Here is a 23,672-nt window from a genome sequence, read left to right on the forward strand (position 1 = left end):
ACTTGGACAGACCTGCTTATAGGGTTGGTTCGTATTATATTCTTCTACAGCTTGCCCGCTCCATGATCCGATGCGGCAGGTAAATTTCCTTGCAGCATGGCTGCCCCCGATCCTCAATCAAGTTATGCAGATATTCAAGCGAAGTCCGTCCAAGCTCGCGGGCAGGCTGATGCATGGAGGTAAGCATCGGTCGGACTGCCTTGGCGATCAGACTATCGTCAAAGCCCATGATCGATATATCCTCGGGAATACGGAGTCCATGATCAAGGATGCAGTTCATGGCCCCTACGGCCATATCATCGCTGGCGGCAAAAACAACTGTAGGCCGCTCTCCTGCTCCTTGCTCCAGAATCTCCTTCATCCTTATTCGTCCGCTCTCCTGCTTATAGTTGCCGAACTTGACGAAGTCAGGATTTAGCGGAATACCGGCTTTGCTCAAGGCATCCAGATAACCCTGATAGCGGCTTTGCCCTGAAGTTACATCCTCCAGATCCCCGCCCAGGAAGGCAATTCGGCGATGACCAAGGCCAATGAGATATTCAGTGGCATCCCATGCCGCCTGATAGTCATTAATCAGCACAGAGAACCTATCCGGCAGCGGGGAACGGACACAAGAGAACAGGATGGGCATAGACGCGCTTTCTATAAAAGAAAGAATACGTTCGTCCGTCTTTTGATGCATGATGATAATTCCGTCTACCCGCATCTCCTGCACGGCTTGCAGATACTTCAATTCCTTATCCAGATTCTCCGCAATATTGCAGACGATCAGATTATAGCCATATTCGCTGGCGCTTTCCTCGATACTGCTTAATATCGTTGAACAGAAATAATTCGTGAAATCGGGAACAATAACCCCAATGGTATTGGTCTTCTGTTTTTTTAAACTGCGGGCAATCTGGCTTGGGGAGTAGTTCAGCTCCTTGATCGCCTGGTTCACCTTATCCAGGATACGTTGGCTAATATATTTTTCTCCATTCAGCACTCTGGATACACTAGTAACAGAGACCCCCGCCCGCTCAGCTACATCTTTAATTCTTGCGCCCATCTGTAATCACTCCTTGGCAACAGCAGTACGGATGAAACATACAGAAATTACATTTCATTATACAGACCGTTGCGACTCGAAGTGTAAAGCCTGTGTTATTTATTCAGCATTTTTGTAAATTCCAGCAAAATCAGTTCGCCTGATAACTATCTCTATATCTCATCCTAAAAAAAGAGGGCGTCTCTCCGTCTTTTTAGGACCTTGAGATACCCTCTTCCGAACAGCTATGCTATTTAACTACGGACAATCAATCATAATTGATAACGTCGTCTCTTTAAAACGCCTCGCCGACCAAATGTTGAAGATTAACCGGAAGATCATTCAGAATCCGAACCTCTTTGCCGTATTTGCCTAATGTTTTCTCAATGACAAGATAGTCAATATCCTTGATTACCGTATCATTCCAGCTGCTTCCATAGCCTTTGATTCCCGTATCCATCATCATGACCATTCTGTTGGCCAGCGGCTTGTTGAAATCAAGTGAAAGGGCACCATAGAATTCCTGACATTCCGTATAACCGGAGTTATGGGTGGTCACATAGCCCTTAAGCTCAGCAAAATCCTTGAAGACAATGCCCGTCTTTTGGCTCATCTCCTCCGCCTTACTCTTATAATAGTCAATCATGGCCTGCTCATGAGTATTTCCGGGAAGGTCTTGTTCAGCGATCTTACGGAACTGCGCAACTCCTTCATGGAACGCCCCCTCCAGAAAATCAAACCATACCTTCTGATTAACAGGAACCAGCGATGGGTCTTTCACACAGACGACCGATGCCCGCTCCGCCGCACACAAGCCATCCCGCTTCGGAGACACGCCGATATGGACGATATCCCCTTCCTTAATGATATTGTTGGATGCGCGGCCTACCATCGTTTTATTGGAGTCTCCTGCGGTGACCATCACCTTGAATCCCATCTCTTCGGCACCAAGCTCATGGGCAATCGCGTAGCCCCACTGTGCTACCTGGGTCTCATACATCCCCGGGCGCAGAATTCTAAGCATGCCCTCCATCATCGCATCACACATTTTACTGCCTTCTTCGATCAGACGCATCTCCCGCTCTGACTTCTCATATTTGATCTCGTGATATTTCTCGGAAATATCCTCAATGTTCTCTTCACCTACATAGTTTCGCAACACATTGTACAGGCTGACTGGGAACACGTACCGGGTGGTAAGCAGCCCGATTTTCTTTGGCTTCCTGCCACAGGCCGCTTCAATAATCTGCTCAGGGCGGACCAAGCCCTCAGGGTAGTGAGGATCGTCAATCTTTAAGATATCCACTCGATTCATCTTTGCCCCTGAACGGCGATAGAATTGCTCTGCTACCGTTCCGCTCTCCAGACCAGCGATAAAATGGAAACCGCTCTCCGTAATGACGCCTGCGATCGGCTCCACGATGATATTGTTATTCCCCCCAAGATAGGGAACATCTCCGCAATAATGCTCATCCGAGTACACGATGCCGCAATCAAAGCCAGCCGCCTTGACGGCCTGCCATACCTTTTGCTGCCGCTCTGCGAATTCTTCCAAGGGCAGCCGGTAATCTTTATCAAATTTCGGTGCTTTTTCAAGTACCTTAGCAACAATATCAGCCTGCTTCTTCCATAACGCACTACTAAACATAGATAAATCCTCCTATAAGTCTTACTGTATTTTTAAAGAGTGAATGAGTGCTACTCCACCACAGGAATTCTCTTGATTTCAGGGTTTGTAAAAATATCGTAATCGTCGTAACTTGTTGTACTGAACTCCGTAATAACCGCTCCATCTTCCCCGGCTCTAAACCAATGAAGCGTGTCAACAGGGATGGTGTATTGATCTCCCGGGTACAAAATAATTTCATGTTGAACCGTGAAATATTCTTTGCCATTCTCGGGCGGTTGTGCCTGTGGATGAGCTGTGGCCCCCCCCTCGACAAACAGATGAACCTTGCCGAATCTGCACCTGAAGGTTTCCTCTTTCCCCATGTAATCACCGAAAGGAGGATGGCGATGCTCCGGACAAGCTTGACCGGGCAGCATTACGAGCTCCTTCGCGCATACTCTGCTTGTGTTGACATACTCCAATAGCTGCAAGCCATTATTATAAATATCGTTAAGTCCAAAGTCGGCCACTTCGATCCGATCGCTTTCTTCCTTGGTAACGGCGATGTTCGCCTGGGCTAAATACCCCAGCACTTGTTCTTTGATTGCTTCATACTGCTGTTTACTGATCAATTTCAACGCCTCCTGCAATTCCTACCCAATCGATAATAAAGTTGGCTGTCGCCTTGATATGGTCTATATATTGCTTAACTTCGAGATATTCGTTAATGGTATGCGCTTGATGAATGCGGCCCGGGCCGAAAATAATAACCGGCATCTGGCCTATATTGGCCAGATAGACTCCGTCGCAGCCTGCCGGAAAGCCGGACAAGGTTACTTGGCCGAGTGAACGCTTGATCGATTCCAACGCGGTGGTCACCAAGGGATGATCCAAGTCGGTCTGGAATGCCGAAGTATCCTGGTACCAATGGATCTGAACGGGATGTTCACGCAGCCATTCGTCACCCTCGCATGCCCTTGTCAGCCAATCCTGCACCTCTTGCTTTACCTGGTTCTTATCAACAATTGATTCTTGCCCCTCAACATCATACTCACGCGGGAAAAACTCGACATCAAACCGTACAGTGCACTCGCCTGCTACAATCGACGCGCCGTCTCCGCCCGTAATCTGGCCCACATTAATCGTGGGACTTGACAATAGCGGATGTTTCTTCGTGAGCAGCCAGGATTTCTCCAGCTCATACAAAGCATTGATCAGCTTGTACGCCTTGTCGATCGCATTGACACCGAATCCCTTCAGACTGGCGTGAACCGGTCTTCCGACGACCTTGAATTCCGCCAGGAAGGCGCCTCGGTTCGCGGCGTGAACCTCCAGGCCGGTCGGCTCCATAATCATAGCCCCGTCTGCGCGATAGCCCTTCTCCACACAGGCCAATGTACCGTTTCCGCCAGCTTCTTCGTCAACAACCGAGGTGAAGATAACATCTCCCGCCAGCTTGATGCCCAGCTTCTGAATTGCCTCAAGCGCCAAGATGGCTGCCCCCAGACCGCCTTTCATATCGGCCGTGCCTCTTCCGAACAAATATCCGTCCCTCTCCTCGCAGGAGAATGGCCCGCTTGTCCAGAGACTCTCATTGCCCGTATCTACTACATCGCAATGACCGTTAATCAAGAGAGACCTTCCACCTCCACTCCCTTTGAAAATAGCGACCACATTGGGTCTGTCCGTGTAATCATGATTTGGATTGAACCCGGGTAAATCCTTGATTCGATCGTTCTCGGGCTCGAATATATCGAGCTCGTCCGCGCCTATTTCGGATAGTTTATTGGCAATAAACCTTTGAATATCCCCTTCTTTGCCTGTCAGGCCATCGTTAATGATACGGCTGTCAAAGCCAACTAATTGCTTTAAAAAATTCACATGGTCCTCTTTTTTATCCGCCAAATAATGATCTATTTGTTGTCTGATGCTTCCGCCCATCTTATTTTCCTCTTTTCCGCTTCTTGCTTTGCGAGGCTACGGCAAGAGCCAATATGATCCCCGTGAAGATCATTTGATAGTAAGAGTTGATGTTCATGAGATCCAGCCCATTGTTCAATACGCTCATGATCAGCGCGCCGATCAGGCTTCCGATCACCCCGCCTACGCCCCCGGCTACACTTGCTCCGCCGATGACAACTGCGGCAATGGCATTAAGCTCCATACCTTGTCCCGCAAGGGGCTGTCCCGAGCCTAGTCTGGATGCCAGAATCAAGCCACTGACAGCAGCCGTAATCCCGCTGACAACGTACACCCAAATCTTGATCTTGTTGACGTTCAACCCCGCAAGTCTCGTCGCTTCCTCGTTTCCACCGAGACCGAATACATAGGCACCGAATTTTGTGTGATTGAGAATGATATGGGCAACAATGTACATAAGCAGCAAAATGATGACCGGAATCGGCACTGCCCCGACAAAACCTCTACCCAACCAAGCAAAGGAATCCGGCAAGCCCGAGACGGGATAACCCCCGGTGACTGCCAGTGCCAAGCCTTGAGAAACGCTCATTAATGCAAGCGTGGCGATAATGGGCGGGACCTTGAATTTAGAGATAATCAATCCGTTGACGAAACCCACGGCGATCCCTACGCCTAATCCGGTCAACACCCCAACGAACACTCCCCCGCCAGAGGATATCATGACTTGGGCCGCCAAGGTTCCCGATATGGAAGCGATAGCGCCAACGGACAGATCGATCCCGCCCGCAATGATGACGAACGTCATGCCAATAGCCAAGAGGGCAATAATCGAGGCCTGTCTCATGATGTTCATCAAATTGTATGTCGTAAAGAAATCCGGACTCGCTATGCTGAATCCAACAATTAATACAAGCAAGCCGACAAAAGCAGCAAATTCACGTTGTTTGGTCAGTTGAAGCCAAGCTGTCATGGCAGCAGGCTCCTGCTTCCGCTCTTCTTTGCCATCGCGTTTAATGTTGATCTCCTCCCGTTATCAAGTGCATCATTGTGTTCATCGTCACGCTCTCGCGGTCAAGCTCACCCGTGATCCGGCCTTTATACATCGTATAAATCCGGTCGCTGACTCGCAGAATTTCATCCAGCTCTGAAGAAATGAATATGATCGACTTTCCGCTTTTCACGAGATTATTGATTTCCTGGAATATTTCTTCTTTGGCCGGTACATCAACCCCCCGGGTCGGCTCGTCCAGAATGAGAATGTTGCATTCATTACAAAGCCATTTGGCCAGAACAATTTTCTGCTGATTCCCGCCGCTTAAATTGACCACCATGAACTCCGTATCCGGAGTCTTGATCTTCAGCCTGGTAATATAGTCCTTGACCTGGTGCTTCTCCCGCTGCTTCGAAATAAACGGTCCCCTTGAAAACTTCTTGAGCGTCGCAAACGTGGTATTCCGGCGGACATTCAAATTCATCAGCAAGCCTTGCTCTTTTCTGCTTTCCGGCAGCAGCCCGATCCGGTGTTGAATGGCCTGCCGCGGGCTCGATATCGTTACGGATTTCCCATTGACGATAATTTGGCCTTCCCGAATCGGATCAGCTCCGAACAAAGCGCGTACAAGCTCTGTTCTGCCGGCTCCTACCAATCCGGCCAATCCTATCACTTCGCCTTTTCTGACATTCAAATGAATATCCGTGACATTCTCATTGCTTAGTCCTTTAATTTCAAGTGCCGTCTCGTCCTGCACATAATATCCGGGTTTTTCCGGCTTCTGCATCGCGTTACCGATCATCATACTGATGATATTGTCCTTGGTGGCATCCTTGATATCCATACCGCCTACCATGGTACCGCTTCGCAAAACCGTAAGCTTATCGCAAATTTCTAAAATTTCTTCCAGTCTGTGAGAGATATAAATGATGGATACCCCTCTGGATTTCAGATCCTTGATGATTTCAAACAACCGCTCAACCTCGTGGACGGTCAGCGTAGCTGTTGGCTCATCCATGACCAGCACCTCGGCATTAAGAGACAGAGCTTTGGCGATTTCAACCATTTGCTGTGCAGCCGTACTCAGCGAAGATACTTTGGCCGTCACATCTAAATTCAGACCGAACTTGTCAATCAACTTCCTGGCATCCTCGTAAACCCTTTTCCAATTTACAAATAAACCTGCTCCATAAGTCGGCTCCGATGCGTAAAAGATATTTTTGGCAACATCCAGCTCCGGGAGGAGGGTGAACTCTTGGTAGATGACGCCAATCCCTCTTTTTTTGGCATCGGACGGATTTTCGAAATACACCTCTTCCCCTTTCAATTCAATGGTGCCTTCCTCGGGCCGATGGGCTCCTGCCAGCACTTTAATCAAGGTTGATTTTCCAGCACCGTTAGCCCCTACCAGAGCGTGAACCTCCCCTTTTCCCAGCTGAAAATTGACGTTTGATAATGCCGTTACTCCAGGAAACTTTTTGGTTACGCCGGTCATTTTGAGCATTTGGTCCCTCACCATGATCACCTCATTTCATCTCGGGAAATAGGTTATGCGGCAGCTTAGACAGCCGCATAACCCGTAAAACCATAATTACCATGCAAAGAATTGCGCATTATCTTTCGTCAGAAGTTTAACAGGAACATCAATAACGGATGGCGGTGTTTCTCCGTTCAAATAATCAAGCGCGGTATCGATTCCTAACTTGCCCATTTCGGCAGGCTGCTGGGCGACCGAGCCTCCAACAACCTCACCTTCCATAATTGCTTTGATAGCATCCGGCATACCATCCACACCAATGGAGAACACTTTGAACTCCTTCTTAGAGGACGCTACGATGCTGTCAACGGCTATAGCGCCAAAATCGTTGACCGCAAATATGGCATCAAGGTCTGGTATGGACGTCAACATATTATCTGCCGCTTCCATAAATTTATCGGTGCTGTTCTCAACCACATTTTTCTCGCGAACGATCTCAATGTCGGGATGCTTGGCCATTTCTTCTTTAAATCCGGCGATCCGATCTGTAAACGAACTGATTGGAGGCCCGCCAAGGATGGCCACCTTGCCTTTTCTGCCCAGTCTTTCAGCCACATAAACTCCTGCTGTGACCCCTGCCGTCTTGTTGTTCGAAGCGACAAGCGACACGACTTCACCCGATGACGGAGCCACATCCAGTGCGATAATCGGGATATTGGCATTGTTGGCCGCTTCTACTGCCGGTGCGACTGCCGCCGAGTCGACAGCATTTAGCAAAATAACGTCAACCTTTTGAGCGATCAGGTTTTCTACCGTTGAAACCTGATCTGCAACTTTAAGCTGTGCATCCGTAACGACAACCTTGACATTTTTTTCAGCCGCTTCTTCTTCCAACCCCCGCTTCATGGCTTCAAAGTATGGGCTATTGAGCGTCATGAGCGATACACCAATGACAATTTGTTTTTGTGAATCAGACCCGCCCGTTGCGTTGCTGTTCGGATCGGATGCTTTGTTGCCACAAGCGGATAAACTGACAGTAAGAAGTGCGAGGATGACAACGGCTACAAGCGACATGAACTTATTCTTGTGCATTTTGAACTCTCCCTTTTGATTTATTTATAAAAATGAAATCGATACCATTTATACATATAAAATGACAGCGGTTTCATTATTATATAAAAAAGTGCATTGTATTATACAATGCTTTGATTCTTTTTTCTGGACGATTCTCTCTGTATTAAGCTTACAGGCAGTACGATTTCCTTTGGTGCTTCTTCATTCTTGTTTAAAATACGATCCATAAGCACAGTCATGGCGGTCAAACCGATTTGATAGGTAGGTTGAGCCACAGCGGTGAAGCTTGGTTGAATATATTGCATCCACTCCACATCATCGAAGACGACCAAACCCACATCATCTGGAATCCTCATGCCTAACTTTTTCACCGCTTCAAGAACACCGAGCATAATCATATTGTTGGTTACAAAAATAGAGTCACAGTTCGCCTCCAACAGTTCCTTGGTGAGCTGATCAGCCATATTGCCAAGAAAGTTGCCATACTTGATCAGGCTTTCGTCCTCTGGGATGCCTCTTTTTTTAAGTGCTTTTTTATAACCCAGAAAACGTTCATAACCGGTAGTAGATTCATTGGAGCCCGCGATGACTCCAATTCTCTTGTAGCCAGAGTCAATAAGATGTTCAACAGCTTCCGCGCTGCCATTAATGTTGTCGACCAACACGGTGTCGAAGCGACCCTTGTACTTGTCGTCCGGTCTTCGGTCAACAAACACCGTTGGGAAGCCATTCTCCAGGCGAGTATAATCATTCATGCCGCCTGTTCCCGCAATGATTAGGCCATCAACATTTTTGCTCAACAGCATGTCCAGACATTTTCTTTCTTTTTCAGGTTGTTCATCAGTGTTGCACAAAACGATATTATAGTTATAATTTTGCGAGACATCTTCGATCCCTCTGACCATACGGGTGAAGAATGGGTTAAGAATATTGGAAATGATAACTCCAATGGTCTTTGTTTCATTAATCCTCAAGCCTCTAGCCAAATCACTGCGTTTATAGTTGAGTGTCTCAATGGCCTCTTGGACCTTGACTCTCGTCTTGTGACTTACTGAAGCGCTTTCATTCAAGACTCTAGAAACTGTCGTCACTGAAACTTTTGCCAATGCGGCAACATCACTAATATTTGCATTCGCCATCGTTAATTCCCCATTACAATTTGGTATCGATACCATTTCAATTTAGCCTATTTTATTTATACTGTCAATATCATTGCAAAAATTCCTTTAAGGAATTATCTAATCGTTGGTTGATGCTAGCATATGAATACCCATGAAAAAGGAGGGGCCGATTGCACCAATTGGCCTCTCCTTTTTTGAATCTGGCGTTATAATTGCTAAATTGCAAGCTCTCCGTCTTCGGCTGCCTTCAGAAATGCGTCGATGGGCAAAAGTCCATCTCCCTGTATCGGTCTGGGCCGCACACTTACATATCCGTCCTCTGATTCGATGGCCTCCGTATCAATAAGAGACTTTACTACGGAAAGTCCCCATAACAGGGACGGATCCTGGATCTCATGGGTCTGTACCATCTGTTTGATGTTGTACACATCCTCATATCCCATGAAGGATACTACAATTACATATTGTACCTGACGATGATGATTCGATACTATAAAAACCCTTCGATATCCATGAGGCACATGACAAACCGGTTGCCATCTTACAACAAGCGAGTTTTTAGACACGTCCAATTTTTACACGGAAGGTTTCCGGTCCTTGCTCAAGGTATTCCCAAGTGAACTTGTTCGGCCGTTCAATTTGAAATTGGAAATAGAGCGGCTTCGGATCATGATCATTGATCAACAGCATATCTTCTCCTGGATTCAATGTATCAAAGGTTTCAAAAATAACCTTATGCTTAATTTGCGGCGGGTACTCGGGTGCAACGACTGTAGCTTTGAAATTTTCCATTGTTCATTCCTCCTGAAAAGTCTTATTTTTCACAATGTTCGTGATAAAGTGTTGAGATTACACCGAAGAAGGCATAATAAAATGGTTCCGGCGCAACTAATCTGAAATGACCGACCTCATCACACGAAAAGTTGAGTGCCTTCTCCAATAATCGATACGTTGAATAGGCATAGAAGCAAAAATGCTTATACTCGAATTTCGGCATCTTATCATAAATTACAGCAATTTCTTCCTTGTATTGATCGATGTTGCTGACGGCTTCCTTAACGATCGTCTCAATATCCTCAATGTCTGCCTCGAGCAGCAGTTCATTTTTTTCTATGCGGATATTTGCCACTTATATCACCTCCAACTTGTTTTCTGTCTATAATTCTAACGGACGTATCTATATCGTTTGTGCTTGCCGTCACATTTCATAAATACATAAAAAAAGAATCAGCTTTAAGCTGACTCTAACGCCCTGCCGATCACTGCCTGCCCCCGACTCCTCCATATTGTAGGCGATGAATCTGTCTCATAATTCTGGAAATATTTCCACGGTTGGCATAAGCTAATAAAGCTATTGTTGCCAAAGAATATTGCTGATATAGTATAGAATCAATTGAAGGAACTGTTACGTGACATCTCAGGGAAAGCGCGCAATTACAGGGCTTTTTTTAATAAAAGAAGGGGCGGGGAGCCACATGACCGAACTGCAAGCGACAAGGGCCGTATTAACGAAAGAAGACCTGGTCCGTGCTTTTAGAGAATGCGGATTAAGGGAAGGGCAGCATATATTTGTCCATACGTCTTTAAGTAAATTAGGCTTTGTAGTAGGCGGAGCCGAAACCTTAATTCAATCCCTTCTCGAAATTGTTGGTGAAGAAGGGACTTTGATGATGCCCTCCCAAACCTGGAAGAATCTCGACCCTTCCACAGGAGTACATGGCGATGTGCCCATGGAATGGTGGCCGATCATTCGGGAGAACTGGCCGCCCTACGATAAGGAAATAACTCCCGCGATCGGCATGGGCGTCGTTGCTGAAGTGTTCCGCAAGTGGCCGGAAGCCAAAAGATCCGATCATCCGGCTCGGTCGATCGCCGCAGTGGGTAAGCATGCGGAATATTTGACGCAGAACCATGATTTGTGCAACATTTTCGGGAAGGACTCCCCGCTTGATAAGTTGTATCGACTGCACGGGCACGTCCTCCTGATCGGCGTCGGCTATGATAAAAACACTTCGCTGCACTTGGCTGAAACTATAGCTGGTTTTCCTTCCAAGAAGTTTGTCCATGAAAGCAGTGCAATTATGGAGAACGGAACGCGCAAGTGGGTAACCTATGAAACCCAAGCTGTGGACGATGAAGACTTTATCCGCCTGGGAGAAGAATATGATAAAGAAATGAACATCAAGATTCATAAAGTCGGAAACGCCGAAGTCCGGTTTCTGGACCAACCGCAGTTGGTGGACTGGGCAGCTGCTTGGATGGAGAAAAACAGAGGTTAGGATTGCCTTCTGGAAGGCCCTTTGTGCATATATTGCTAGATAGCAAGCTCTCCGTCTTCGGCAGCCTTCAAAAATGCGTCGCTGACAAACGGGAAGTAAAAATTATTTTTTCCTAACCGGTATCCATATCTCCCCTGCTTCATACCCGGCCATTCCATAGTACATTTCGAAGCTAGGCCCTTCAACCTGCTCGTATTCGGATGTCGGAAACCATTCGGAATAGATCCGGTCCCACAGCTTTTGCAGGTCACATTGCGGTTCCGGGAAGATAGCCCATGTTAATGCCGGGACAGAGAGCTTTGTAAATCTCTCCGGAATTTCAAGCCCCTTGGGCAGATGATAACAAATCATGTATTTGAAGGATTCCCCATTGTCATCATATAAGGCAGCGTGCAACAGGGTGTCGCCAAACCGTCCCAGCAATTCGTTCATTAGATCCACACTGCCGTCATCATCACACTTTTTACGAAACTCCGGAACTTCAGCAAATGCGGTCTGTCTGTTTGAATTCATAAGGCCATACACTCCGAACATCTCAAAAGGCCCTCTTTGTTCTATGCGATAATTCATTTCGACATCTCCCTTTATTGAAATATGAAAGGACATTCGAGGATAGGCCTTAAGAGAAACCCCTTTATCGCGCGCCGATATCGGAATGATCCCATGAAGATTCTTAAACGCCCGTGAGAATGCCTCCGGCGAATCATACCCATATTTCATAGCCACATCAATAACCTTGGCATCTGTCGTCTGCAGTTCAAAAGCTGCCAAAGTCAACCGCCGGCGCCGAATGTACTCGGATAACGATACTCCCGTAATGAACGGAAACATCCTTTGAAAATGATAAGTAGAGCAACAGGCGATCTGGGCAATTTGATCATATGAGATATTGTCCGCCAGATTTGTCTCGATATATTCCATGGCGTTATTCATCCTGTCCAACCAATCCATCGTGTTCCCTCCCTTCAACATCAACTTTATGGCAGATAGGAAATGAATGCCGTGCAGTTTCTGCACGAAAAAGTCAGATGGGCGGCATTACTTGTGAAACGGTTCAGCATTCTTTTCAAACCCATAATCCCGTTCGACTTTACAAATTCTCGTTTTGTATTCGAGATACCAATCCGACTTCCCCCGCTGCTGAGCGATCAAATGTCGTTCGTTCTGTTTCCAATTCTTTATAGCTTCGAGCGACTCCCAATAGGAGACCGTAATCCCCAAGCCTTCCCGGGCGCTTTCTACTCCTAAAAACCCAGGCTGGGAATATGCGAGCTTCTCCATTTCTTCTGCCATTTCTGCATATCCTTGATCCCCATCCGTTCTTTCAGAGGTAAAAATAACGGCATAATAAGGGGGTTCCGGTGTACGTGCTATTCCATTCATTAGTCATTCACTCCAGACATATATAAACCTAAGGTTAGGATATCGTTTCGCAACCTTTCGACAAGAGCCACTGCTCTATATGATTCAGATGCTCCATTTTTGAAAACCCATCTTTAATAAGGAATCTTGTATTTCCTGATCCGCTTTGCTTTTGGAGGTCATGAATTCCACTTCGGACAATGCCGCCGGAAGCTTTTGCCGGATAAAAGAATCAAAATCAACAGCCGTTCTGGAAATGCGCAGCTTACGCAGTGAGGGCAACTGCTCCAATCCCGACAAACGAGCCAGACCTTTGCAATTCGAGATGGTGATCTCCTCCAGCGCCTCCATCCGCCGGTCGAAGCTAATATCTCGTAGCTGAGCTTGATCCTCGATCATTAGGCTTGTCAGGGCTCGGAAATTCGTAATATTGCTCAGGTCATGAAAACCGCGGATTCTGCAAATCTCCAAGTGGTCAAATTCATTCTCTTCAATTTCTTGGATATGCTCTCTACCTCCAAGCAGAATACGAAGCTGCTTTAACTTCTTCAACCGGTTTACAAAATGTAACGGCAATTTGCTGATCGAATGCAGCGCGAGGTAATTCAAATCTTCCAGATTGCCTATCGCATCCAGGTTTTTCACCTTGCCCCCGACATGCAAATGTTCCAGTTGGGAGAACGCTTTGAAATACTCCAGGTTGAGCACCCTTTTATCAGAAATAATCACCAAATCCCTTAAAGAACGCAGCGAGTCAAATCCCAAAATATCCGTGTTCTCTAACTCATATATACCCAGATGCAAACTGCATAAGTGTTCCAGCACGGCCAACGTTTCGGTGTGATGCGCCTGGACAAGACTATCGAGATGCAGCATTTTGACATGGGGAATTCTCAGGAGTGTACGGCCGTCGAACGAGAGGGAATAATGGGCATAGAACCGTACTCCGAAGTTTTCATCCAAAGACGCGCACAGCTCGTCTACTTCCTCCAAAATGGAGCCATAGAAGTCCGGATGAGAGAACTGGACAATGACTTGGTTCCCATCACGCAAGTCCTGCTTGATCTGTACCCGGTCCAGTGTAGCAGGATTATTGATCAGAATTCTTCTTTTCCATTTCTTGCGCATTCGCGAACCTCCTTTTGTCTTACTCCGCCGCCTCGGCGATCTTTACTGCCAGCGCCCCTTCAGAATTCATACTTTACAAACCGTTCTCTGAGCGTTTCCTCAAACGGGACCCACTCCGCATCGCTCAATAGACTAGCTTATAGTGCTTGTATCTTATTTCCATTATAGTGTTCGTTTGCCCTAAGACCACCTCCTTTTTACCTGAATTCTGGAAGCGGATTTACTCTATCATGAAAAAAGAGGGCGCCTCTCCGTCTTATTAGGACTTTGAGACACCCTCTATGGAACTACTACGTCTGTACTGGCAGCGTAAAAGGTTCTTTGTTACGAGAGAGCGGTTGCCTTTTGTTCAGCCTTACCTGCAATCGTCCGACATAGCATTAATAATTCTTTCTCAGCAGCTCGATCACCTCATCCAGGGTAAGTCCAAAGGATTTGTAGTAGGAGGTATCGATTTTCATTTGGCTCAGCACCATGTCGTTGCGGATTTGCAGTATCTCGTCGGAAGTGAACTCGGCTACAAAACAGCCTTTACCTGTGACGGTGTTGATCAATCCGCTTCGTTCGAGTTCTTCCCAAGCCTTCTTTACGGTAATGACGCTAACGCGAAGCTCTTGGGCTGCCTGCCGAATCGGCGGTAAGCAATAGCCGCCTTCGAGCTCCCCCTTCAGAATTAGGGCGCTGATCTGCTCGAAAAGCTGCTGATAGATCGGTTTTTCCGATGTATTCGAGATCGATACGTTCATTTCATAAAATCTCCACTTTGAGGAATCGCTTAACCGCAATCCGATAGGTAATCATGTTCAATGCAACAAAGATCACGATGCCTGCGGCCAGAATAGATATTTGCAGTTCTGTATTATGGACCCCGGAACCGTTGAAAATGTCGGACACCACCGGACTGGCAATTCCGATCCATTGGGCAACTCCGGCAAACAACATAGCGGCCGGAATGGATACAAGCGCTGACCCGCCGAAGTTATACGCTGTCTTGTAGTACATGGAGATAAAGATCACATTGAAGATCGCAAGCATGATAAAGCACAGGCCCCAAAAACCCATGTACGGTCCGAAGAAAAAATGGGTCAGATCCGGATATAAGTAAATATTGACCACACTAAAGATCATAGCCACTCCGACATGCAATAATTCCAGAATGACCATAACGATCACCCTTGCTTTCACGATATCTTTTTTGGTGATGGGCATCATCGAGGTAAATAACAAATCGTTCTGCGCTCTAAATTGTCCGAACATAACAGGTACCGTGATCCAGCAAAAATAGAGTATGACAAGGAAATAGATCCAACCCGGAATTAGCATTAAGGCGCCTAGAAGAACAGGGAGGATCAGAAAAAAGGGACTGATCGCTAATTTCAAATCCTTCATCACCAAGTTATACATACATATCCTCCTTTTTCGCGAAATAGATCATGATTTCCTCTAGACTCGGCGTAGCTGCTCTAATACCGGAAGAGGAATCAAAGTCTCCGGAAGGGATCAATCCGGTAAAACCGAATGAGTTTACTTTGTAGGAGATCATTTTATCTTTGACTTGGTTCAGCTGGCTTTCGCTACCGCTCAGTAAGCGATAGGACTCCAAGAGTTCATTTTTCTCTGAACTGGCGACGATTTGCCCATTGTCGATAAAGGTAATAAAATCCGCGCACTTTTCCAGATCCGATGTAATGTGAGTCGAGAAAAGAATGCTGATTTCACCATCGATGACGAGCTCCTGAAAAATATCCAGCAGGTCGTCTCTTGCCGCCGGATCGAGTCCGCTTGTCGGCTCATCAAGAATGAGGAGCTTCGCGCCATGCGATAAAGCAATAGCCAGATTATATTTTACTCTCATTCCTGCCGACAATTCAGCTACTTTCTTGTTCTCATCCAATTTGAATCTTTTCAAATAGTTGTAATAGGTGTCATGATCCCAGTTCTTGTAGAACTTCCTAATGACCTCGGTCAATGTTCTTAACTTGCTGCGGGTGTAGAAATCAACGCCGCCAAAAGCGCATCCGATTTCCTGCTTCAATTCGGTTTCGTGTTCGGCGATATCCTTGCCCAGAATACGCACTTCTCCGCTATCGATATGAATCATATTCAGGATCGATTTGATCGTGGTCGTCTTCCCTGCGCCATTGGCACCGATAAACCCCATAATATAGCCCTTTTCTAATTGAAACGATATATCCCTTAATTGAAAATTCGGGTATTTCTTATTTAAATTTCGAATATCTAAAGCCAGCATGTTATACCTCCTTCTATAATTGTGTATGTTGTGTATGCACAATATATCACGGAGAGCTTATGAAGTCAATTACCCCAAACTAAACTAATTTTGTATTAGAATAAAGATAATTAGCCGAAAATAGGAGGTTTGAGATGAACGGTAAAATCGTCATCATCACAGGGGCAAATTCGGGGATTGGTAAAGCAGCCGCATTCAAATTTGCAGCAGAAGGATATCGTGTGATCATGGCCTGCCGCAATATGGAGATCAGTGCGGCCGTACAAAGGGAAATCATTGAAACCACAAAAAGTAACGAGGTAGATTTGATGGAGCTCGACGTTTCCTCCTTTGATTGCATTCGTAATTTTTGTGCAGCTTTTAAAGCGAAATATCCGCTTCTGGACATCCTGATCCATAATGCTGCCTACCTAAATCATGGGGAAAAAGAGTATAAACTCAGCCCTGATCATATCGAATTGTCTTTCGCTACGAACGCATTCGGCCCCACTTTGATGACGCGACTGCTAGCCGATCATCTTGCACAATCCCAAGACCCCAGAGTGCTCAATGCTTGCACAACAAACATCAAAAACTTCTTCGACCCTAAAAGAACCATCGAGTTTGATAATTTGCGCGGAGAACTGAAGGACACCCGGCCTTACAGCACGTATAAGATGTATGGAGACTCGAAAATGGCCCTCTTAATGCTCACCTTCAGACTAGCAGAGGAATTTAAAAGCAGGGGGATCAAGGTCAATGCCATTCAAATTAATCGAGTAAAACTTTCAAAAGAGACGATTAAAAAAATGAAGTCATTTTGGAGAGTATTGGCATGGGCGCAAAATATCACTAACCCTTTACCGGCAGGCATGGCGGACAACTATTTTCAGATTACCACTTCGGATGAATTCAAGGATGTTACTGGGCAGCTAATCAATCACGAGAGAGAAATTGTTAAACCAGCCTCAACCGAGAAGGGCTTCACTCAATTGAAGAATATCTTCGGCTCAAGCAGCTATCCCAGCTATGCTGCAAATCCTGAAAACGTTGAACGTATATGGAGCTTAAACAACCTGCTCACTGAGGATTGAATTTTAAGCCTTGCGCACTTGCCTAATGAGTTCAATATATTGCAGATCCCCATATCCAAGTGTCGGAAATACAGAAATGAGCTGCTTCACCAATTCCGCTTCGGATAGATGAGTGTGGTTCTTGATATATTTCGTTACGCTGTTGTCTTCAGCAAGCATACTTAAATGCAGTTCAATCGCTTGGTACATGACCGGTAATAATGCTAACGAGGGCTTCTGTTGATGCATGAGCACTTCTTCATATACATTTAGATAGCTGCCCAAAAAGAGCTCGGTTTGATTGACCTTAAATTCATCGTCCCGAAAGCTGTTTAAAAATACCTTTCCCTTATAGTTAGACTGTTCCAGATAAGCTAGTACGGTCAAAAGATTCATTTGGCAAAATACATCTTCCCCAAACCATAAAACGATGTAATTATAGTGATTTTGAAATAAAGGTTTTAATGGCTCTATGACTATTTTCTTGTAGCTTTCTACGGAGCTTTGATGCCCTTCTGCACGAAGCTGAATAAATCGATCATCAAAGATGGGCTTTGCCGCCGGATGCACACACATGGCTTCATTGAATGGAACATAATCCGAGCTCCCCATGATTTTATTTGAATGAAATTCATCATACATGCTTTGTCCATTTAAAATATTTAAAACATCCGCGTCAAATAACTCTGCCTTGCTATTTTGCAATTGTATTACCTCTTCTTTAAAGTTCATGTTATTTCCGTCTCCTTCTCGAATTAATATCAGCTTCACATACGATTGAACCGGTATATATTTAGGAAGATCTACATTCGTCTGATAGTTGTTGTGATTCCCTTATTCTATAATCATAAACAACAGAACCACCTAAAGCGTTGTGAATTCAACGTTCCAGGTGGTCTCTTTTTTTTTGCAAAAAGTATGTTCCCAAGACGCCGATATTTCATGATCCCCCTCCTGCTTGTCCCTTCACGCGCTTTATATCACAATCCAGCTTCGCTGCTGGCGATCACTTGTCCGGTTGAGGACAAATCGTAATCACCCAAGGAAAAAAGCACATCGTGAAGCTCCGCAGACAGCAGCGCCTCGCGCAGCAGGCCAATCCATTCCCGGTTTTCAGGTTTGTTCAGCACAACCAGGTCAACCCGCTCCGCGATCAGCGGGATAAAGTCCAAGCCAGCGATGCGGGCCGGACGCTCACTTCCGACGCCGACATCGGCCCCTCCCAGCGCAATCCGGCCGCCAAGACCCATATGGGTCGTTTCTTCCTGCTCGTAGCCGTTAACGGACGACGGGACGATGCCCCTAAGTCTCAGCTGCTCGTCAAGTAAAACCCGGGCGCCCGAGCCTTTTTCCCGATTGATCAGACGGATATTCGGACGCGCCAGGTCCTCCCAGGTAGTGATTCCCAAAGGGTTCCCCTGCTTTACGTAAAATCCCGCTTTGCGCGTCACGAAATGAAACACAAGATACGGCAATGATATAAACAATTTACGGATATACGGAAGGTTGTACTCCCCGGTGTCGCCATCGTACAAATGCGTGCTGACGATATCCGCCCCGCCGTTATACATGGCCACCAGGCTGTCCATGCTGCTGGCGAAGGAGCGCAGCGGCCGGAATTTGGAGCTTCGCTTTTCCAGCGCTTTCGCCAACAAATCAAGGCCTGGGTCCTGCCCCGTGATGACCAGTGGTTTTACTCCGTCATTGGCTTCAGCACTGCTGACCGGCAGCGATACGGGAGTCAACGGCGTTAGTCGGACGTCCGCGGCAACGAAGCCAACGGGTCCGCCGCCAAGCCGGCCTGGCGCAGTACCGCCGGCTGTGTATCCGCTTTTCGCTTTAAGTTTATACGCTTCGAGATCCGTGGAATCCACCCGCATTTGTTTGCCTACGCGATATGCGGGCAGCTCTCCTTTTTTGATCAGATCATAAACGGTTAATTTGGATACTTTAAGTAATTTGGCGATTTCTTCGGTCGTGTAAGAGATCGGTTCGGTCATAAGTTTCTCCTTGTACACGTCATCTATGAATTGTTCCAGCTAGACTTATCTTACTGATGTTCCCGCTATATTTCAATGAACGGCGCGGTCAGGGCGAATTTTATTATTGAAATGTGCGTGAAATCTCTATACACTTCATTATGTTTAGTATAATCTAGATATAATTAGTTATAACCAGGGAGGAAGATTCATGTTTCAACGAAAAATGATACCTTTGCTGGCCGCGATGATGACCGCGCTTATGCTGGTCATCTCCGGCTGCGGAAGCGCGGGAAACAACGCCCCATCGGCCAATAAGGATACCGCAGCCCAGGCGGAAGCGTCCAGCGCAAATTCAACCGCTTCCCCAAAAGTCGAACTGCTCGTTTCCGCCGCGGCAAGCCTTACCGAGAGTATGGACGAGTTAAAAACAATTTACGAAACCGCCCACAACGATGTTAATCTTACCTTTAATTACGGGGCATCCGGGACGCTGCAGCAGCAGATCGAGCAAGGCGCGCCGGCGGATTTGTTTTTGTCGGCCGGAAAGAAGCAGATGGACGCTTTACTGGATAAAGGACTTATCAATTCAGAATTATCGGTAAACCTGCTGACCAATGACCTGGTGCTCATCGTTCCGGGGAACTCTGCCGTTCAAATTAACGCGCTGGAGGACCTGGAGCAGGCCGGAAACATCGCCATCGGGACACCCGAATCCGTGCCCGCCGGCAAATATGCCCAGCAAACTCTTTCCTATTTTAAGCTTTGGGACAGTTTGCAGCCCAAGCTGGTTTTGACGAAAGATGTGAAGCAGGTGTTGTCCTATGTGGAGACAGGCAATGCGGATGCGGGTTTTGTATATAAAACGGATGCCGCCGTCTCCGACAAAGTGAAGATTGCGCTAACCGCGGACCCGGCAAGCCATGACCCGATCGAATATCCGGCCGGCGTGCTGACGGGCAGCCAACATCCGGACGAGGCTAAAGCTTTTTACGAGTTTTTGCAAACCGATGAGGCGATGGAAGTGTTTAAAAAATACGGATTTAACCCGGCGGAGTAACGGCCCGTAATGAATTCATTATTCGTGTCGGAAAATTTTTGGTCGCCGGTCCTGTTGTCGCTTCAGGTATCGATTGCCGCAACGGTGATTGCATTTCTCCTCGGACTTGTGGTGGCATGGCGGATGGCGGCCGCGGTTTTTTACGGCAAATCGCTGCTGGAGACGGCGTTCCTGCTGCCGCTTGTGCTGCCGCCCAGCGTCGTCGGCTTTATCCTGCTCGTGCTGCTTGGCCGAAACGGCTGGATCGGTCAGGCGGCCTCCGCCTGGTTTAACCTGTCCTTTGTGTTTCAGCCGCTCGGAGCGATCGTCGCCGCCAGCGTCGTCAGCTTTCCGCTGATCTATCAAACGCTGAAAACCGGGTTCCAGTCGGTGAAAAAAGACGTCAAGGAGGCGGCTCGCGCGCAAGGGGCCAACGAGTGGCAGGTGCTTATTCATATCGTGCTGCCGCTCTCCTTGCGGTCGCTGCAAGCGGCTTTTATTCTCGGCTTCGCCCGCGCGCTGGGCGAATTCGGCGCCACCTTGATGGTCGCCGGCAACATTCCCGGCCGGACGCAAACGATCCCGACAGCCATTTATTTCGCCGTTGATGCCGGCAATATGCCGCTCGCCTGGGCGCTCACGGGCTGCATGATCCTGCTGTCGTTTTTGCTGCTGATGCTCTCTTCCAGATTTAATAGCGACTAGAGTGCGCTTCACAGCACAAGCTGAAAACCCCCTCTCAGTAAGCCGCCAGTTGGTTTACGAGAAGAGGGGGTTTTCGCTGTCTATGACTCGAAGGCGGCCAGCCACAGCGCCGTTATTTCAAAACCGGCATGGGGAGAAGCAGTACAGCTTCTTTACTTCGCCAATTCCTCCTTTGCCCACTCCCCGATTTCCTGGCTGTCCACCGGGTATTTGCGTTCCCCCGCCGTCCGCCGCAGCCGCTCCAGTAATGTCTCGATAATTCCTTCGCTCACCTTAAGCCCTTCCCCGTCCAGCGCCAGACGCACCGAACTGCGCCCCGAATGCTTGCCCAACACGATGACGTGATCCGCGCCGAGTTCGGAAGGATCAAGCGCCTGGTACGTCCGGCGGTCTTTCATCAGGCCGTTCACATGAATCCCGGATTCATGAGCAAAGGCGAGCCGCCCCACCAGCGGCCGCGCATCGGGGATGTCTCTGCCGGCCGCACGGGCGACGAGCTCGGCCAAAGGCTTTAGCTTGTCGGGACGCACCGTGCATTCCCCTCGGTATAAGTGCTTCCAGGCCATCACCACTTCCTCCAGCGCGGCGTTGCCCGCGCGCTCACCGATGCCGAGCACGGTCGTGCTGGCCCACTTGGCTCCCGCCTCGATACCGGCCAGCGTATTTGCCGTGGCTAAGCCAAAATCGTTGTGGCAGTGGATCTCCAGTTCGATGTCGGGCGGGCAGGTGGCCAGCAGCGCGGACACCCTCGCATACAGCGTGCCGGGATGGTGAACGGACAAGGTATCGGCATAACGGAAGCGCCGGATTCCTTCTTTACGGAAACCGCAAACCAGCTCGCGCAAAAAAGCAAAATCGGCCCGCGAAGCATCCTCGAAACCGATCGATACGGCAAGCCCTTTTTTCAGCGCATAACATGCGGTGCGTTTGCCCATATCGATGACTTGGGCCGGCACCGCCCCCAGCTTGGCACGCATTTGGATCGACGATACGGGCAGGGCGATGTGGGCCGCATCCACGCCCGCCGAGAGGGAAGCGTCGATATCGGCGCAGCTTGCCCGATTCCAGGCCAGGAGCCGCATGGGCAACCCCAGTGCCGCGATCCGGCGGATGGCCCGGCATTCGTCTTCGCCCATGGCCGGGATGCCCACCTCGGCCTGCTCGACTCCGGCGGCGGCGAGACATTTGGCGATTTCCAGTTTTTCCTTAGCCGTAAACGCCACGCCAGCCGCCTGTTCCCCGTCGCGCAGCGTCGTGTCGCAAATCCGTAAGTTTTTCATAAAAGGTTACCCTCCTCCCGTACCCGAAACCCTCAAACATTTTTGCAGCACACGCAGTCGGGGTTGCTGCGGAGCGAAACGACATAATTGCTCATATTCAGCGTATTGAACCGGTGCATGACATTGATGAACGGACGGCCAACCCCGGTAATCCACTTGACCGCCTCCAAAGCGGCCAGGCAGCCGGCCAGGCCGGAGGTGGCGCCCAAAACGGGAAATCCGAGGGGTTCCCATTCCTGCGGGCGCTCCGGGTACAAACACGCAAGGCATGGCGTCGCTCCCGGGACGATCGTCGTCAAGGAAACCTCAAACCCGTACATAGCCGCCTCGACCATCGGCTTCCCGGCAGTCACGCATAGGTGGTTCAAAGCGTACCGTTCGGGAAAATCGTACCTCGCGTCGATCACGATATCGGCCGCTCTTACCCAAGAGCCGCTTTCCGCAAGCGTGATTCGGGCATTATGCCCTTCAATGATCACCTCCGGATTAACTCGCTTCAAGCTCTCCTCTGCCGCAGCCATCCGCTCCTCGCCCACGCGGGCGGAATCCATCAGGATTTGCCGGTTCAAATCCGGCAGCTGGATTATCCCTTCATGCGCCAGGATCAGCTTGCCGATTCCGGCTGCCGCCAAATAGAGCGCCGCCGTTCCGCCCAGCCCGCCGATGCCTGCAACCAGCACCGTCGCTTCCTTCAGTTTGCGTTGCCCCTCCCGCCCCAGCAGTTTGAGCTGGCGGTCATAGCGGAAAAGCTCCTTCACAAGTTGCTGGTTCTCCTCCGCGTATTGCGGGCTTTCCATCTTCTCCACCGCGTTTTGCTCCGTAGTTCCCGGCACGTCGTCCCCCCTCCCTTTTTTAAAACTTAAAGATGTCCTTGTTAGCGCGAAACCGCGACTTCCTGATGCCGACCCAGCCAGTCCAGCGCTTCCCGCATTTGGCTTAACGCAAATTTCTCCAGTTTCGCCGCGGAAGTAAACGGAAAACGCAGCCCGGCCCGCAGCGTGACCGAGGAGAGGATCAACCGGCCGCTGGATACGATGGCCCTTCCGAACCCTTCCCCGTTCATTTCCACCATACTTTGCATAAGCCGCTCCGTCTCCACCTCGAGCGTCACCGCCATTGCTTGAAACACATGCTCGACCTGTAACCGCAGCTTGGAGTTAGGCGTGCAATCCTGACTTAGCGCCTGCTTCTCTTCCGGAGTAAATAACAGCAGCCGGGCGATCTTGTCTTCCTCGCTTAGACCGCTGCCCTTGCCGAAGTAATCGTAAGCATCGATCATTTGACAAAGAGACCGGTTAAATGCCGATAACAATCGCCGGTCCCTTTCCCCTATATATTCAGTGTTTCGCCCTTCCCATCGTTTGGCTTCTTTCATGTC

Annotated in this window: 25 protein-coding genes and 1 pseudogene; 4 read left to right on the plus strand and 22 right to left on the minus strand. The window is 48.3% G+C overall.

The genetic code is table 11. The features are described 5' to 3' along the window. Positions 1-34: 34 nt before the first annotated feature. The 11 genes from TX85_RS19605 to TX85_RS19655 all read right to left on the minus strand — a co-directional run bounded on the left by TX85_RS19605 (position 35) and on the right by TX85_RS19655 (position 10,348). On the minus strand, positions 35-1,048 hold the full coding sequence (locus tag TX85_RS19605) for a LacI family DNA-binding transcriptional regulator (RefSeq protein WP_044481441.1): 1,014 nt from the start codon (positions 1,046-1,048) through the stop codon (positions 35-37). 274 nt (positions 1,049-1,322) lie between these two features. After that, the gene (locus TX85_RS19610; protein ID WP_044481442.1) at positions 1,323-2,675 is read right to left on the minus strand and encodes a M24 family metallopeptidase; all 1,353 of its coding nucleotides are present in this window, start codon (positions 2,673-2,675) and stop codon (positions 1,323-1,325) included. Positions 2,676-2,725: 50 nt separating this feature from the next. After that, the gene (locus tag TX85_RS19615) at positions 2,726-3,268 is read right to left on the minus strand and encodes a cupin domain-containing protein (RefSeq protein ID WP_101781194.1); all 543 of its coding nucleotides are present in this window, start codon (positions 3,266-3,268) and stop codon (positions 2,726-2,728) included. After that, a complete protein-coding gene (locus TX85_RS19620) occupies positions 3,258-4,577 on the minus strand; it encodes an ArgE/DapE family deacylase (RefSeq protein ID WP_044481443.1) in 1,320 nt (439 codons plus the stop codon). The genes TX85_RS19615 and TX85_RS19620 overlap by 11 nt, the downstream gene beginning before the upstream one ends. 1 nt (position 4,578) lies before the next feature. Further along, a complete protein-coding gene (locus TX85_RS19625; protein WP_044481444.1) occupies positions 4,579-5,526 on the minus strand; it encodes an ABC transporter permease in 948 nt (315 codons plus the stop codon). 40 nt (positions 5,527-5,566) lie between these two features. Next, positions 5,567-7,063, minus strand: coding sequence for a sugar ABC transporter ATP-binding protein (locus TX85_RS19630; RefSeq protein ID WP_044481687.1), 1,497 nt, complete (start codon positions 7,061-7,063; stop codon positions 5,567-5,569). 75 nt (positions 7,064-7,138) lie between these two features. Further along, positions 7,139-8,116: a sugar ABC transporter substrate-binding protein gene (locus TX85_RS19635; protein ID WP_044481446.1), complete on the minus strand. Its 978-nt coding sequence runs from the start codon at positions 8,114-8,116 to the stop codon at positions 7,139-7,141. Positions 8,117-8,217: 101 nt separating this feature from the next. Further along, complete coding sequence (locus TX85_RS19640) at positions 8,218-9,237, minus strand: LacI family DNA-binding transcriptional regulator (RefSeq protein ID WP_044481447.1); 1,020 nt, start codon at positions 9,235-9,237, stop codon at positions 8,218-8,220. A gap of 197 nt (positions 9,238-9,434) precedes the next feature. Beyond that, positions 9,435-9,647 (minus strand): hypothetical protein, encoded by a 213-nt coding sequence (locus TX85_RS19645; RefSeq protein ID WP_148444389.1) that lies wholly within the window; start codon positions 9,645-9,647, stop codon positions 9,435-9,437. Positions 9,648-9,777: 130 nt separating this feature from the next. Beyond that, complete coding sequence (locus TX85_RS19650; protein WP_044481449.1) at positions 9,778-10,011, minus strand: DUF2249 domain-containing protein; 234 nt, start codon at positions 10,009-10,011, stop codon at positions 9,778-9,780. 22 nt (positions 10,012-10,033) lie between these two features. Continuing rightward, positions 10,034-10,348, minus strand: a complete 315-nt coding sequence (locus TX85_RS19655; protein WP_044481450.1) for a hypothetical protein — start codon at positions 10,346-10,348, stop codon at positions 10,034-10,036. A 346-nt stretch (positions 10,349-10,694) separates the two neighbouring features. On the opposite strand from TX85_RS19655, the gene TX85_RS19660 reads away from it, so the two are divergent. After that, the gene (locus TX85_RS19660; RefSeq protein ID WP_044481451.1) at positions 10,695-11,498 is read left to right on the plus strand and encodes an aminoglycoside N(3)-acetyltransferase; all 804 of its coding nucleotides are present in this window, start codon (positions 10,695-10,697) and stop codon (positions 11,496-11,498) included. A gap of 102 nt (positions 11,499-11,600) precedes the next feature. On the opposite strand, the gene TX85_RS19665 is transcribed toward TX85_RS19660, so the two are convergent. The 6 genes from TX85_RS19665 to TX85_RS19690 all read right to left on the minus strand — a co-directional run bounded on the left by TX85_RS19665 (position 11,601) and on the right by TX85_RS19690 (position 16,239). Then, a complete protein-coding gene (locus TX85_RS19665; protein ID WP_044481452.1) occupies positions 11,601-12,449 on the minus strand; it encodes an AraC family transcriptional regulator in 849 nt (282 codons plus the stop codon). Between the two features lie 87 nt (positions 12,450-12,536). Further along, entirely contained in the window at positions 12,537-12,881 is a 345-nt protein-coding gene (locus tag TX85_RS19670) for an antibiotic biosynthesis monooxygenase family protein (protein WP_044481454.1), read from the minus strand. Positions 12,882-12,965: 84 nt separating this feature from the next. Further along, the gene (locus tag TX85_RS19675; RefSeq protein ID WP_044481455.1) at positions 12,966-13,988 is read right to left on the minus strand and encodes a leucine-rich repeat domain-containing protein; all 1,023 of its coding nucleotides are present in this window, start codon (positions 13,986-13,988) and stop codon (positions 12,966-12,968) included. Between the two features lie 380 nt (positions 13,989-14,368). Next, entirely contained in the window at positions 14,369-14,734 is a 366-nt protein-coding gene (locus TX85_RS19680; protein ID WP_044481456.1) for a GntR family transcriptional regulator, read from the minus strand. A gap of 1 nt (position 14,735) precedes the next feature. After that, a complete protein-coding gene (locus TX85_RS19685) occupies positions 14,736-15,392 on the minus strand; it encodes an ABC-2 transporter permease (RefSeq protein WP_044481457.1) in 657 nt (218 codons plus the stop codon). After that, complete coding sequence (locus tag TX85_RS19690) at positions 15,385-16,239, minus strand: ABC transporter ATP-binding protein (protein ID WP_044481458.1); 855 nt, start codon at positions 16,237-16,239, stop codon at positions 15,385-15,387. The genes TX85_RS19685 and TX85_RS19690 overlap by 8 nt, the downstream gene beginning before the upstream one ends. A gap of 134 nt (positions 16,240-16,373) precedes the next feature. On the opposite strand from TX85_RS19690, the gene TX85_RS19695 reads away from it, so the two are divergent. Next, positions 16,374-17,312, plus strand: a complete 939-nt coding sequence (locus tag TX85_RS19695; RefSeq protein WP_044481460.1) for an SDR family NAD(P)-dependent oxidoreductase — start codon at positions 16,374-16,376, stop codon at positions 17,310-17,312. Between the two features lie 3 nt (positions 17,313-17,315). On the opposite strand, the pseudogene TX85_RS19700 reads toward TX85_RS19695, so the two are convergent. Further along, positions 17,316-18,080 (minus strand): annotated as a pseudogene (locus TX85_RS19700) (AraC family transcriptional regulator); the annotation flags it as partial. Between the two features lie 191 nt (positions 18,081-18,271). Next, the gene (locus TX85_RS19705) at positions 18,272-19,291 is read right to left on the minus strand and encodes a helix-turn-helix transcriptional regulator (protein WP_044481462.1); all 1,020 of its coding nucleotides are present in this window, start codon (positions 19,289-19,291) and stop codon (positions 18,272-18,274) included. 190 nt (positions 19,292-19,481) lie between these two features. Here TX85_RS19705 and modA point away from each other — a divergent pair, with 190 nt between their 5' ends. Continuing rightward, positions 19,482-20,330, plus strand: coding sequence for a molybdate ABC transporter substrate-binding protein (gene modA / locus TX85_RS19710; protein ID WP_044481463.1), 849 nt, complete (start codon positions 19,482-19,484; stop codon positions 20,328-20,330). A gap of 9 nt (positions 20,331-20,339) precedes the next feature. Beyond that, positions 20,340-21,014 (plus strand): molybdate ABC transporter permease subunit, encoded by a 675-nt coding sequence (modB, locus tag TX85_RS19715; protein WP_044481465.1) that lies wholly within the window; start codon positions 20,340-20,342, stop codon positions 21,012-21,014. Between the two features lie 152 nt (positions 21,015-21,166). Here modB and TX85_RS19720 read toward each other — a convergent pair whose 3' ends face one another. The 3 genes from TX85_RS19720 to TX85_RS19730 are packed head-to-tail and all read right to left on the minus strand — an operon-like array spanning position 21,167 to position 23,669. Next, positions 21,167-22,294: a homocitrate synthase/isopropylmalate synthase family protein gene (locus TX85_RS19720; RefSeq protein WP_044481470.1), complete on the minus strand. Its 1,128-nt coding sequence runs from the start codon at positions 22,292-22,294 to the stop codon at positions 21,167-21,169. A 32-nt stretch (positions 22,295-22,326) separates the two neighbouring features. After that, complete coding sequence (locus tag TX85_RS19725; protein ID WP_233500804.1) at positions 22,327-23,127, minus strand: HesA/MoeB/ThiF family protein; 801 nt, start codon at positions 23,125-23,127, stop codon at positions 22,327-22,329. A gap of 41 nt (positions 23,128-23,168) precedes the next feature. Further along, entirely contained in the window at positions 23,169-23,669 is a 501-nt protein-coding gene (locus TX85_RS19730; protein ID WP_044481471.1) for a DUF269 domain-containing protein, read from the minus strand. Between the last annotated feature and the right edge of the window lie 3 nt (positions 23,670-23,672).

Source organism: Paenibacillus antibioticophila (genome assembly GCF_000455265.1).
Taxonomy (GTDB): domain Bacteria; phylum Bacillota; class Bacilli; order Paenibacillales; family Paenibacillaceae; genus Fontibacillus; species Fontibacillus antibioticophila.